The following is a 12259-nucleotide window of genomic DNA, read 5'->3' as shown; positions in this document are numbered from 1 at the left end:
TCGCCTGCCTGCAACCGGTGTCAGTAGACCAGCCGAGCCCTTATTGTTCCCGGGATCTGGCGGAGCGCATCAAGGATATCGTTTGCCGTTTGGCCAACGCCTTCGACTTCGATAACCACGTAGCCGGTTTCGCCGTGCGTCTGCAGGAACTCGCCGACGATATTCAGTCCACGGGACGAAATGACTGTATTGAGGCTGTTCAAGATGCCTGGGCGATTTTCGTGAACATGGATGAAGCGCGTGCCGTTTGGACGTGGCGGCAGTTGAACTTGCGGGAAATTGACCGCGCCCAGCGTCGAGCCGACATCGGAATATTCCACAAGCTTTCTGGCGACTTCCCTTCCAATGCGCTCCTGGGCTTCTTCGGTCGATCCGCCGATATGCGGAGTGAGAATGACATTACTCAAACCTTGCAACGGCGTTTCGAAGCGCTCTTTGTTTGATGCCGGCTCCTTCGGGAATACGTCGACAGCAGCGCCTGCAAGATGTCCTTCTTTCAAAACTTTCGCGAGCGCTTCGAGATCCACCACGGTGCCGCGGGAATTATTGATGAAAAAGGCTCCCTTTTTCATTTTGCGCAGCTCGGCTTCAGTTATCATGTTTTGCGTCGAGCTGGTTTCCGGAACATGCATCGTCACGAAATCGGAGATTTCCAGCAGCTCGCCGAGCGAGGCCATTGATTCCGAGTTGCCTTGGCGAAGCTTGTCGGAAAGATCGAAGTAGCGGACGATCATGCCCATGCTTTCAGCAAGAACGCTGAGCTGCATGCCGATGTTGCCGTATCCCACGATGCCCAGCGTTTTCCCGCGGAGCTCACGGCTGCCTTCCGCAGATTTGTCCCAGCCACCTTCGTGTGCCGATGCCGAGCGCGGGAGAATCCGCCTGGTCAGCATGATAATTTCACCGATCACAAGCTCTGCGACCGAGCGCGTGTTCGAATAGGGGGCGTTGAACACGGGAATCCCGCGTCGGCGGGCAGCATCCAGATCGACCTGATTTGTGCCCACGGAAAAACAGCCGACGGCCATGAGCTTCTTGGCGGAGCTGAAAATCTCCTCGGTCAGTTGCGTGCGCGAGCGAATTCCGACGATGTGAGCCTCGGCTATGTGAGACTTAAGATCCTTGTCATCCAAAGCCTTCGGCAAATGAATGAGATTCACGTAGCCGGATGCTGAAAAGTAGTCCACCGCACTCTGGCTGATCCCCTCCAACAGAAGTACGGAAATCCGATCGCGGGGAAGAGAAAGTTGTGCCGTCATTGAACTGCCTTCGATAGTCGAATTCTAATTGGGCGAGGTCGCTCGTTCGCCACAAACGCCCGCCGTGGTAACATGACTTAGCGACCATCCGATGAACAGTGCAAGAGCAAACTCAGGTGTCGATTCCACGCCATTGCAGATGCGAAAGAAAAGCGATGTGTCCAGCATGCTCTCAGGGGGCGAAATCCGCTTGCCAATGGCCGTGGCTGCATGTCTTCCCCTTGACGACTCTCTACAGCAATTCGCAGATTGCGCCGTCGGCTCCTGAAATTAGTGGTTCCTTGAAAAGAGGTGGCGCGTGCGATTTCGCTTTGTAGTCTGCAGTTGCGCCACCCTTGCCGGGTCCCCGGTCTGTGCCGATGACAGCCAGCCGCCGGACTATTCTAGCACTACATTGACGGGCAATTGGTCCGGCAGCCGAGATTGGTTACATGACCGTGGCGTCACCTTCACATTGACGCAAGAGAGTGACGGCCTTGCGAACGTATCGGGCGGCATCAACACGGGCACTGGTTACGCAGGTGCCTTCCAGCTTCAGGGCGATTTCGATCTGGGCAGGCTTTTCGGCTGGGACGGAGCGACGGTCCATGCCTCGGGATATGCGGTGCAGGGGCAGGGCCTTGGAAGCAAGGTCGGCAACCTGCTGGAGACCAGCTCCCTGGAGGCCGACCCGGGTGTCCGATTGAGCGAATTATATCTGTCACAAGAGCTCTCAGACGGGAAGTTGACGTTCAAGGCCGGACAGATCCTCGCCGACCAGAACTTCGCCATCAGCACCAATGCTGCCCTGTTCGTGAATTCGACCTTTGGCTGGCCCGGCATCTTCGCCAATGATCTGCCGGGAGGTGGCCCCGCCTATCCCTATGCGGTCCCTGCGGTTCAAGCGATATTCAAGCCGAATGATGCATGGACGCTGCAAGCTGCGATCTTCAACGGCAGCCCGACTGGCTCGGATCCTGATGGAAACAAAAACGGGCTGGGCTTTCCGCTGGGAGATGGCGTTCTCGCGATTGCCGAAGCGGCCTATAGCTATACGCCATCGAAGGACAGCTCCGGGTTACCGGGCACATATAAGATCGGCGCGTGGTACAATTCCGAAACGTTCGACAGTCTCTTAGCTGATCGCAGCGGTCTGTCGCTTGCCGATCCCGCTTCGGACGGAGTACCGGCGCGGCTTTCGGGCGACTATGCGATTTACGCGATCATCGATCAGACGCTGTGGGGGGAGCATGGCAGTCGCGACAACGGACTCAACGGCTTCCTTCGTGTAGCAGTCGCACCACAGTCCGACCGGAATCTGACGGACTGGTATTTCGATAGCGGGCTGACATACAAGGGGCTTCTGCCAGGGCGAGGCGATGATGTCGCCGGTATCAGCTACGCTTTCGCGCATGCGTCCTCCGGCGCGCGGGAATTTGCCAAGACGGAAAATACCTTCGGGGGTTCGGTGCCCGAGCCAACGGCGGAGCAGGTCATCGAGATAACCTACCAGGCAGCTGTTACGCCGGCTCTGTCTCTGCAACCCTTCGTCCAATATATCATCCGGCCCGGCGCAAATGCTGAAGATCCCGACAAACCCGGCAAGACTATTCCCAACGCGACCGTCGTTGGATTGCGCGCAGCGGCGACGTTTTAGGGGGATGCGAGTTGGAATTATCGCCGCCGTTCACCGGCGATTGCCTCTTACAGCTGTCCAACTTGCGTGGCTCTTGAAAGGATTGGAACCTGCGACCCTGTCAGCGGACGTCCTGCAGCATCCTCGCGGCGGAGGAAATAGACAAGGCAGTTACATCATTCTTGAGCGGGAAGGAGACTTCGCCTGGATAGAGGACGAGACGTTGTTCGGGCTCAAGATCTTCACAGGCGAGATAAAAACCTTTCTCAAGCGTCGGACTTAGGCTTCGCTTGATTTCAATCGCCCAAGGCCGGCGCCCAGGCAATGTTAATAGTAGATCGATTTCCGCACCTGCAGCGGTCCGGTAAAAATTCGCCGTGGTTCCCGTCGGGGCAGCAGCGATCAACGTTTCTATGGCAAAGCCTTCCCAGCTTGCTCCGGCAACGGGATGGCCTAGCAATTGCTCTTCATTTGCCAGGCCCAGAAGTGTGTGGGTCAGTCCGCTATCCCGAACATAGATCCGCGGGGATTTGACCAACCGCTTGCCTACGTTGGCATGCCAAGGTTCCAATCGTCTCACTAGGAGGAGATCCACAAGCAGATCGAGATAGGACGCAACAGTCTTGCCGTCGACGCCAAGTGATCGCGCGAATTCGGCGGCGTTAAGAAGCCCGGATTGGTGGTGGGCGAGCATTGTCCAAAATCGCCTCAAGGTTTCCGCAGGAATCCGAGGGCCGAGTTGAGGAATATCGCGCTCCAGATAAGTGCGAATAAAATCCTGCCGCCAGCGCTGGCTAATGTGGTCTCCCTCGGCGAGAAAACTGTCTGGAAAGCCGCCACGGACCCACAAGCGGGAAATATCTTTTGTCGGAACCTCAAGACCATCGATCGGATGCATTTCCAGATAGGCAATGCGCCCGGCAAGGGTTTCACCGGACTGCCGCAATAAGTCGATCGAGGCCGATCCGAGAAGGAGGAACTGGCCGGCTTTACGACCGGATCGTCGGCCGCGGTCGATAAGGCCACGGAGGTTCTGGAATAGGTTCGGCAATCGGTGGACTTCGTCGAGAATCACCAATTTATCCGCGTGCTGGCTGAGATACAGCTCCGGCTCGCCCAGCTTGGCGCGATCCGCGTCCGATTCCAGATCGAGATAGATCGACGGTCGTGTCTCGCTGATTTCAAGCGCCAAGGTCGTTTTGCCCACCTGCCGAGGGCCAATCAGCGCCACCGCGGGACTGGAGCCGAGTAAGTCTTGGAGGTCTGACTGAATCCTGCGTTTTATCATACCTTGCATTTATGGACCTCCGCTCCAGATTTGCAAGGACAAAGAGGGCGGTGGTTCGAGTTCGAGCGTTTCGTGCGATAATTCTACCTACGCCTAAATGCGATGCGACGATACCGCCTCTCCGTATCCCGTAAATCGGGATCGCCAATCTCGGGCCTGAATATAGCAATTTTTTCTCCCCAAACATTCGCGGGTCGACGGTTCAGGTCTCTTCAAGAGCAAGTCTGGAGGGCATCAAGTCTGCACGTGAGCGAATCCGGGAGAATTTCTTTGATTATCACTTCACTTTTCTCAGCCGCGCCGATTGTACTCCGAACCAATCATGAGGGGTTTCTTGTCGATGCCCTTCTTCATCAGTACGCCCGTGTCAGGACCGAACATCGCATAGAGCGGCATCAGACTTGCCCCTAAAGCGGAAGCGCGCGCGCCCAACTCGCCGGCAGTGATCGCCGGCGGGATTAGGCCGGGTGGCATCATCTCGACAAAACAGTGCTTGACCCGCTCCACGGTGTCTACGAGCAGAGGTCTTGGCAACAGTCCGTCAACGACAACGGCCTCGACGTCGACAACGGAGATGCTACCGATAAGGGCCTGGGCCAGGGCATCAGCGCAATCGTCCTGCCATTCCGATACCAGAACCTGCGCGGCAGATGGCATGGGATCGAGATCGCGAACCCGCGTGATCTGGAAGCCGTTCGATCTCAGATGGTTCACCAGGGTAAAAATCGAAGCGCGATGCAAAAGCACATCGAATTTCCCCGGAGGCTTCGGCACAGAATTCAGAGTCGAATGCGTCACGGGAAAGGGGCCATAGGCTGCCGTGTTGCCATTCGGACCTGTTTGCAACGTGCCGTCAAGCACGAGGCCGCCGCCGACAAAGGTGCTGAGCGAAAGGTGCAGGAAGTCGGAGTGCCGCCTGCCCACGCCGTAGACCAGTTCCGCGATTGCAGCGGCCGAGGCGTCGTTCTCGATCATCACAGGAAGATCATACCTGTCAGCAAAGTACGATCTTAGATCGAACGTGCGCCACTCGAGCTGGACCTCAGAAGGAAAGCCGAGTTCCGCATCCCAGCCTCCAATGAAATACGGAGCAGAGATACCTATGCCGACGAGACGCTTGCGATCACTTGCTCCCAAAGCACTCTGAAATCGGGCAATCGCCTCATCGCCCAATTGTCTGATTCCGACCGGATTGGGATGATCGTAGTCATGGGTCTCGAAGGCCACCGTCTGGCCTGCAAAATCGGTCAATATGGCATCGAGCGCACGGCGGCCGACATGGAGCCCGATCGAAAATGCGCCGTTGTTTGCCAATCGGTACATCGCAGACGGTTGTCCTTTCCCGCCAAAACGCTTGCCGTTCTCCACGAGATAGCCGCCGTCGACAAGGGCGTCGACGATCGCCGCAACTGCAGGCGGGGTAAGGTGAGCGTATCGTGCAATTTCGGCCTTGGATGCCTCGCCCGACCGCCGAACGGCGTCGAGAACGACCCGTTCGTTGTAATAGCGCAACTGCATCGAATTGCTGCCCTTGCCTGCCATGTTTGTCGGCTCCGCACATCCCGTGAATTCGCGCTGTTTTACGCGCCGATCTCCGATTGTCAAAACGACACTACGATGCCTCTTGACGAAGTTCAATTCCAATTATAGTAACTTGCTTTAATTATTCCGCGGTAGGAGTTGGCGGAATGAGTTTGTGGTGAGGACCCCATGATTTCTTCCCGTTGCCGGATCGTAATCGCGGCTTTGCGCACTGATGTTGGCAAGCATGCTTGAGGATGTCTCCATGCCTGCGGCCGCATCGAAAGACACTGTTGAAGTCGCAGCGTCGCTCGTTGGTGTAACCAAGGTCTTCGGCGGTACCGTCGCCGTATCGGACGTGAGCATCGAGCTTCGGGCAGGTGAAGTTCTGGCTTTGCTTGGCGAGAACGGCGCCGGCAAAAGCACATGCGTGAAAGTGCTTGCGGGCGTCCATCGGCCGGACATGGGTTCGATTGTCATCGGCGGCCAGCAGCGGCGCTTCTCTTCACCCCTCGAGGCCCAGCATGCGGGTGTCGCGGTGATGCACCAGCATCCGGGTCTGTTTCCGGACCTCAGCATAGCCGAAAACCTCTTCATTGGTCAGACTGGAGCATCGTGGAAGCTCGATCACGGCTCCATGCAGGCGGAGGCGGCCCGTCTCCTAAAGACCGTCGGCCTCGATGCGGACGTTTCCCAGCCTCTGGGCAAACTCAGGACGTCCGAGCAGCAATTGGTCGAAGTTGCTCGCGCCCTGTCGCTGGATGCTCGGGTGCTGATCATGGACGAACCGACGGCAGCCCTGTCGCAGCGCGAAGTCGAGCGGCTCTTCGCCGTCGTGGGCTCTCTGCGGCAGCGCGGGGTGGCAATGATGTTCGTCGGCCATCGCATGGATGAGATCTACCGCGTGTCCGATCGGATCGCGGTCCTGCGTGACGGACGGCTCGTCGGTACCGAATTGACCGCGGATTTGTCCCGCGAGCGCGCTATCCAGATGATGGTCGGTCGTGCGCTCGATGGGCTTTACCCTCGTCATACCTCGGCTCCTGGGAGCGTTGTCCTCAAGGTTGATGGCCTGTCGCGCAGTAGCACCTTCGACGACATTTCTTTTGAGCTCAAGGCAGGAGAAATTCTCGGCTTCGGAGGGTTGGTGGGAAGCGGCCGCACGGAGATCGCTCGCGTGCTGTTCGGTATCGATCGGCCGACTGCAGGTTCCATCGCGGTAGATGGCCGTGTCGTCTATTTTTCGTCCGCAAGCGAAGCGATGGAACAGGGCATCGCCTACGTCTCCGAGGATCGTATTGGCCAAAGCCTGGTGATGGACTTCTCGATCTTGAACAACGCGTCGCTCACCGTTCTCGACAAGGCAACGCGTGGCGGGATGATGTCTCGCTCGAAAGAACTGCGGCTCGCCGAACCCTTCCTCAATCGATTGCGTCTGCGCTTCAGTTCCTACGAACAGCCGGTCACTTCTCTTTCGGGCGGCAATCAGCAAAAGGTCGTTGTGTCGAAGTGGCTGGCGACCAACCCTCGGATTCTGATCCTCGACGAGCCCACCCAGGGCATTGACGTCCAGGCAAAGGCCGACGTCCATGCGATGATGGCTGATCTCGCCAGCCAGGGCATGGCAATCATCCTGATCTCGTCGGAGCTTCCCGAGCTTCTCGGAATGTCTGACCGCATGATTGTGCTGCGGGAAGGACATATTTCCGGCAGGTTCGAACGCGACGAGGCCACGCAGGAAAAGGTGATTGCCGCAGCAACGGATGCCATCGTTCAGAAGATCGATGGAGAGGTTGTCGCCAAGCCGGTCCATACAGGGATCGAGCACATTGAGCTCAGTTCGCATCAAAGCCCGTTAAAGCGGATATTTGCCCGGCGCGAATTTGGGCTTGTTGCAGCCATGCTTGCCGTGATCGTTCCAATTTCAATCCTCAACATTCGCATGTTGAGCGGATCGAACCTCTCCGCTCTGGCCATGGACGCCGGTCTGCTGATGATCGTCGCCGTTGCGCAAATGTTGGTGTTGATAACGCGCAGCATCGACCTGTCCGTCGCTGCGATCATAGGGCTGGCGGCTTATGGCGCAGCTTCGACCCTTCATGCCCATCCGGAAATAGGTGTGATCGGCGGCTTGCTTCTTGCCTGCGCGATCGGCCTGGTTGCCGGCACAGTAAACGGGGTGATCATCACCTATGGACGGGTGCCGGCCATTGTCGTGACATTGGGCACGATGTCCGTTTTCCGCGGCTTGAACAGCATATGGGCGGGCGGCACTCAGGTCAGTGCCGACCAGGTGCCGCAGGCTTGGCTGGACATGACCAGCGCAAACATCCTTGGCGTTCCGGCAATCATTCTCATCGCCGTCGCCACCTTGCTGATTGCAGGCTACGTCCTTCGCTACACCTCGCTTGGACGCGAACTTTATGCAATCGGCTCCAACCCGGAAGGTGCAAGGCTCATCGGGATCCCCGCGAGACCTCGCATTCTGCTGGCATTTGCCGCAGCCGGTCTCCTCGCGGGATTCGACGGCGCTCTCTGGGCGTCCCGATACGCCACGGTTGATGCGCGCGTTGCCTATGGCTTCGAGTTGACGGTCATCGCCGCCGTCGTCGTCGGCGGTGTCGCCGTTCGCGGGGGGTCCGGCACCGTGCTCGGCGTCGCCGCCGGCGCCCTGCTGCTCCTGGTGATCAACAATGGCCTCACGCTCGTGCGCGTCGACCCCCTATGGCTTCAGGGTGTCTACGGTCTCGTCATCCTCATCGCCATCGGCATCGACGCCTATGTCGCCCGAAGAGCGGCCCGCGGAGGAGCGCACTCATGATCGACAAATCGAAGGAAAAGACTGATTTCGTCGCCCGTATCGGCAACTGGGACAACTTCCTGGCTGCGATCACCATTGTCGTGATCCTCTACGCAATCCTCGAGGTGCCGAACTTCGCATCGACCTTCAATATTTCGCAGGCCGTCGCGGGAATCTCGGAACGAGCTCTGATCGCGCTGCCGATGGTGTTTCTTATCATCGCCCGTGAGATCGACCTTTCGGTCGGCAGCACGCTGGCGCTCACGAGCGTTGTGTTCGGCCTGATGGTCCAGGCGGAGTTTCCCCTCTACGCCGCCATTCCCCTGACATTGCTGGCGGGAGCCGCTTGCGGCGCCTTTAATGGCGTGCTTGTGACGAAACTGGGCTTGCCGTCGCTGGTCGTTACGCTGGGAACAATGGCGCTGTTCCGGGGTATCGGCTATATTCTGCTCGGCTCGGACTCGATCAACGACTTTCCCGACAGCTTCCTCGATTTTGGTATCAATACCGTCGGCGATACGCCGGTTCCCTGGACCATCGCGCCATTCATCGTTCTTGCGCCGATGTTCGCAATCGCTTTGCAAAGGATGCCGCTGGGACGCCGGATATATGCCATCGGCGGAAGTCCCGAGGCGGCACGATACTCGGGCATCCGTCTTGCTCGGACGGTGCTGGGTCTGTTCATCACGTCGGGTGTCGTCTGCGCCGCTGCCGGGATGGTCTACGCTGCACGGCTGGCCAACGCTCGAGCCAACAATGCGCTTGGCATCGAGTTGGATGTCATAACGATCGCGCTCCTTGGCGGCATCAGCGTCTTTGGAGGCAAGGGCAAGCTGACGGGTGTTTTGTGGGCTCTGCTCCTGTTTGCGACGATCCGAAACGTTCTTGGCCTTCTGCAGACTGGCGGCGATGCGCAAGGGACGGTCATCGGACTGCTGCTGATCGTCTCGCTGCTCGCCAGCAATGCGGCCGAGCGCATCTTCGCCAGCGTTAGAACCCACTACTTCAAAACCAAGACAAGCGAGTAGCATCCGGTGGCTCGCAATGTTCACTCAAGCCGGACTTTCGGAGGAGGAAACTTCATGAAAACGACAGTTTTGACATCGCTGCTTCTCGCCAGCACACTGATTGCAAGCTTCGGAGTGGCAAGTGCGGCCGACTGCGCCAAGGCGCCTGTTACCGTAGGCTTCCTGCCGAAGCTCGACACGGACCCCTATTTCCAGGTCGCCCAGACCGGGGCGGAAGAGGCCGCAGCCGAGATCGGCGGCAAGGCGATCAAGCAGGCACCCTCCCAGGCGACAGCAGAAGCCCAGATTGATTTCATCAACAATCTGGTTTCCCAGAAGGTCGGCGTCATCGCGATTTCGGCGAACGATGCCAACGCCGTTGCTCCCGCACTTCGTCGCGCCGAAAAGCAGGGCGTAAAGATCGTCTCCTACGACTCCGACGTCGCTACGAATTCCCGCACGCTCTTCCTGAACCAGGCAGCCGGCGATAGTTTGGCCGAAATGATGCTGGAGTCGATGGGGCAACTCATCAACTACGAAGGCGATTTTGCGATCCTGTCCTCCACGCCGACGGCCACGAACCAGAACGCCTGGATCGACTTCATGAAAAAGAAGATGGCGGCCGACAAGAAATATTCGAAGATGAAGCTGGTGCAGGTCGCCTATGGTCAGGAAAGCGAACAGGTGAATCAGCAGCAGGCTCTGGGCCTTGCGCAGGCGTTTCCCAACTTGAAGGGCATCATCATTCCTGCCGGCATTGGTCTGCCAGCCGCCGCCCGCGCCATGGAGCAGGCCGGTCTTCTCGGCAAGATCAAGCTGACTGGATTGGCGCCCGCCACTCTTATCAAGAAGTATATTCAGGACGGCTCCGTCCAGGACATCTGGTGGAACGTCAAGGATCTCGGCTACCTGACATATTACGCCGCGCAGGCCGTCGCCGAGTGCAAAGTCAGCGGCAAGGAAGGCGAAACCTTCACCGCCGGTCGTCTCGGATCCTACAAGGTTGGAGCCAAGGGCGAGGTTCTGCTCGGGCCGGCAAAGATCGTAACGCCGAGCAACGTCGAAGAATTCAAGTTCTGACTTTGAAACGGAGCAACGCCGACATGGCGTTGCTCACCCTTCTCCATCGAGGATCTGTCATGAAGCCGGTACTTCTTGCGGGCGAGACTTTCCACGTCACCTCATTCGCTTCCAAGGGGTTGGAGGTCGGGTCATCATCCCGCTACTCCAATGGCGCGACGCGATACATCCAGGCACTCGCCGCCCATGGGATCGATGTCGTCCAGATCGGCGGCGAACGATGCGAGGCCGAGTTTCCGACGACACTGGAAGCGCTCTCGCAATATTCGGTTGTCGTGATCTCCGATGTCGGCGCGCTGTCGCTGCTATACACACCTGAAACCCGAGCGGGGCAGCGATCAGTCAACAGGCTGGAGCTTCTTCGCCATTGGGTAGAGCAGGGCGGCGCATTGCTGATGGCGGGTGGCTACACCTGTTTCCAGGGCATGGACGGATCAGCTATGTTCCACGGCACTGCTATCGAGGAGTGCCTGCCGGTCGAGATCAGTGCTGGACCCGATGGCCTTGAGGCGCCGGAAGGCCTCGATCCCATTGTGATCGATGGAGGCCACCCGGTTCTAACTGGTGTCCCATCGCAGCTTCCCTTCGTGCTTGGAATGAATCGTGTTGTCCTTCGGACCGATGACAAAGCGGTTGGCTTGGTCCAATGCTCCATCCGAGGAAGAGAACTGCCGCTTCTGGCCGTTCGCGACTATGGCGCCGGTCGATCGCTGGCATGGGCGACAGATATCGGACCCCATTGGCTCTCCGACGACTTCATGCGCTGGCGAGGATATGACCAACTGATGACCAATATGGTTCGCTGGCTCGCGCGCGAAATCTGATCCAGGAAGCGCGCAATGAAATATATATCCGAACAAGAGCTTGTCGATCTTCTCGCGAACATCGCGGACGGCGAACGACGGATCGTTGCCGTTGCCGGGCCACCCGGCTCCGGTAAATCGACCTTGGCCGAAAGAATGGAAACCGTTCTGAACGCGAAGACGCCCGGTTACGCTGCTGTCTTCCCGATGGACGGATATCATTTCGATGACCAGGTTTTGATCCCACGGGGATTGCGCCCGCGCAAGGGCGCCCCTGAGACCTTTGACATCGAAGGTTTTTTCCACATGCTGGACCGGCTCCGGCGCAACGCGGTCAAAGAAATCGCGCTGCCGGTCTTCGATCGCTCGCTGGAGATTGCGCGGGCGGGGGCTCGCATTATTCCACAATCGGTGCGCCTGGTTCTCGTTGAAGGCAATTATCTCCTGCTGGATCGGGATGGGTGGAACGCTCTCACCTTCGATACGACCATGATGTTGGATGTTCCTCGAGAGACCTTGCGACAAAGACTGATGAAACGTTGGGCGGAACACGGCAAGTCGAGCGAGGAGATCGCGCAGCAGGTCGATTCCAGCGACATGCTGAATGTGGACCTGATTCAAACATCGAGCCGTCCGGCGGATTATGGGCTGCGCTTTTGAAGGGCCGAGACCGAAGCTCAAGGCACGCTACCCGAGATGCTTTCAAACAGGAAAGAAACGCCGAACCGCTGACGAGGTTACTAATTGTAGTCCGATTAAGCGTACAACCATTGCCGGTGTCATTTCTTAGGCTAAACTCATATTAAGTCCCTTGGCGATTCGATGGGAGCCGAGTAGCAATCGATGGAACAGTCGACTGGCGTTGTTGCCAATGCCTCTAGCCGTG

The 12259-nt window shown here is 58.0% G+C and carries 9 protein-coding genes; 6 read left to right on the top strand and 3 right to left on the bottom strand.

Annotated features, from left to right (window positions below; all coding sequences use genetic code 11):
* Nucleotides 1–20: 20 nt before the first annotated feature.
* The gene (gene serA, locus DTW90_RS24670) at nt 21–1259 is read right to left on the bottom strand and encodes a phosphoglycerate dehydrogenase (RefSeq protein ID WP_149341615.1); all 1239 of its coding nucleotides are present in this window, start codon (nt 1257–1259) and stop codon (nt 21–23) included.
* Between the two features lie 454 nt (nt 1260–1713).
* Between serA and DTW90_RS24665 the strand changes: the two genes are divergently transcribed.
* Nucleotides 1714–2895 carry a carbohydrate porin gene (locus DTW90_RS24665; RefSeq protein WP_246665022.1) on the top strand — a complete coding sequence of 394 codons (1182 nt, stop codon included), beginning with the start codon at nt 1714–1716 and terminating at the stop codon, nt 2893–2895.
* 100 nt (nt 2896–2995) lie between these two features.
* Here DTW90_RS24665 and DTW90_RS24660 read toward each other — a convergent pair whose 3' ends face one another.
* Nucleotides 2996–4162: an ATP-binding protein gene (locus DTW90_RS24660; RefSeq protein WP_149341891.1), complete on the bottom strand. Its 1167-nt coding sequence runs from the start codon at nt 4160–4162 to the stop codon at nt 2996–2998.
* Nucleotides 4163–4453: 291 nt separating this feature from the next.
* Nucleotides 4454–5704 (bottom strand): ROK family transcriptional regulator, encoded by a 1251-nt coding sequence (locus DTW90_RS24655; RefSeq protein WP_149341611.1) that lies wholly within the window; start codon nt 5702–5704, stop codon nt 4454–4456.
* A gap of 244 nt (nt 5705–5948) precedes the next feature.
* Here DTW90_RS24655 and DTW90_RS24650 point away from each other — a divergent pair, with 244 nt between their 5' ends.
* The 5 genes from DTW90_RS24650 to DTW90_RS24630 are packed head-to-tail and all read left to right on the top strand — an operon-like array spanning nt 5949 to nt 12033.
* Nucleotides 5949–8504, top strand: coding sequence for an ATP-binding cassette domain-containing protein (locus tag DTW90_RS24650; RefSeq protein WP_246665021.1), 2556 nt, complete (start codon nt 5949–5951; stop codon nt 8502–8504).
* Nucleotides 8501–9511: an ABC transporter permease gene (locus DTW90_RS24645; protein ID WP_149341607.1), complete on the top strand. Its 1011-nt coding sequence runs from the start codon at nt 8501–8503 to the stop codon at nt 9509–9511. The genes DTW90_RS24650 and DTW90_RS24645 overlap by 4 nt, the downstream gene beginning before the upstream one ends.
* Before the next feature lie 54 nt (nt 9512–9565).
* On the top strand, nt 9566–10570 hold the full coding sequence (locus DTW90_RS24640; protein ID WP_149341605.1) for a rhamnose ABC transporter substrate-binding protein: 1005 nt from the start codon (nt 9566–9568) through the stop codon (nt 10568–10570).
* 59 nt (nt 10571–10629) lie between these two features.
* Nucleotides 10630–11394 (top strand): glutamine amidotransferase, encoded by a 765-nt coding sequence (locus tag DTW90_RS24635; protein ID WP_149341603.1) that lies wholly within the window; start codon nt 10630–10632, stop codon nt 11392–11394.
* A 15-nt stretch (nt 11395–11409) separates the two neighbouring features.
* Nucleotides 11410–12033, top strand: coding sequence for a nucleoside triphosphate hydrolase (locus tag DTW90_RS24630; RefSeq protein ID WP_149341601.1), 624 nt, complete (start codon nt 11410–11412; stop codon nt 12031–12033).
* Nucleotides 12034–12259 lie beyond the last annotated feature (226 nt).

The organism is Neorhizobium sp. P12A, from assembly GCF_008365395.1.
Lineage (GTDB): Bacteria > Pseudomonadota > Alphaproteobacteria > Rhizobiales > Rhizobiaceae > Rhizobium.
The sequence above is the reverse complement of the archived record's forward strand: the minus strand, read 5'-3'. Positions and strand labels throughout refer to the sequence as shown.